1 protein-coding gene is annotated in these 1,399 nt (G+C 63.2%); it reads left to right on the top strand.

Features of this window, described 5'->3' with window-relative positions; translation table 11 throughout:
- Nucleotides 1–1,399, top strand: a 1,399-nt coding sequence (locus AC1D1P_RS23405) for a YDG domain-containing protein (protein ID WP_477674648.1), incomplete at both ends; no start/stop codon positions are given.

Raw genomic sequence — 1,399 nt, 5'->3', positions numbered from 1 at the left:
GCCTATGTCGACAACACCACCAGCACCATCAACAAGGCCGACCTGACGGTGACGGCCAATGCGGTGACCAAGACCTACGACGGAACCTTGGGCGCCAGCGGTACGGGTACCGTTGCCGCGCTGGCTGGCGCGGCAGCGGGCGAGGTAGTCGATGTCGCTGGCAACCAGGCTTTCCTCGACAAGAATTTCGGTATCGGCAACAAGACGGTGCGCGCCGGCGGCGTAACGATCAAGGACAGCGGTAATGCCGACGTGACGGGCAACTACAACGTCAGCTACGTCGACAACACCACCAGCACCATCAACAAGGCCAACTTGAGCCTGTCGACCACCGACGTCACCAAGACCTACGACGGCACGACCAGCGCAGCCGGCACGGTCACGGTGACAGCGGGCACGGTGTTTGCGGGTGACAACACCACGGGCGGCACATTCGCCTTCACCAACAAGAATGCCGGTAGCGGCAACAAGACGGTCACGACGACCGGCGTGACGGTGGGCGACGGCGTGAACAACGCCAACTACAACGTCAGCTATGCGGACAACACCACAAGCACCATCAACCAGGCCAACCTGACCTTGTCCACTTCGAGCGTCACCAAGACCTACGACGGCGGCCTCTCGGCGGCTGGTACTGTGGTCGTGACGGCGGGCACGGTGTTCGCGGGTGACGGCACCACGGGCGGCACATTCGCCTTCACCGACAAGAATGCCGGCAACGGCAACAAGACAGTAACGGCGGCGGGCGTGACGGTAGGCGACGGGGTGAACAACGCCAACTACAACGTCACTTACGCCGACAACACCAGCAGCACCATCAACAGGGCCAACCTGACGGTCACCGCGACCGGTGTGATCAAGACCTATGACGGTACGCTCAGCGCCACAGGCACGGGCTCGGTCGGCGCGCTGGCCGGCGCCGGTGCAGGTGAGTCGGTCAACACCGCCGCCACGCAGGTCTTTACCGACAAGAACTTCGGTGTCGGCAACAAGACGGTGCAGGCCAGTGGGCTGACCATCAAGGACAGCGGTAACGCTGACGTGACCGGCAACTACAACGTCAGCTACGTCGACAACACCAGCAGCACGATCAACAAGGCCAGCCTGACGGTCACGGCAACGGGTGTGACCAAGACCTACGACGGCACGCTGAACGCCACCGGAACGGGCACCGTCGCGGCGCTCGCGGGTGCGGGCGCAGGCGAGCTGGTCAATGCCGCCGGCAGCCAGGCCTTCCTSGACAAGAACGCSGGYASCGGCAACAAGRYGGTGCGSGCCAGCGGCSTGACCATCAAGGACAGCGGCAATGCCGACGTGWCSGGCAACTACAACATYGCYTACGTCGACAACACCAGCAGCACCATCAACAAAGCCAATCTGAGCCTGTCGACCACCGACG

It is taken from the genome of Polaromonas sp. P1_E1_2 (assembly GCF_056406035.1).
This window is presented reverse-complemented; position numbering and strand designations above follow the sequence as displayed.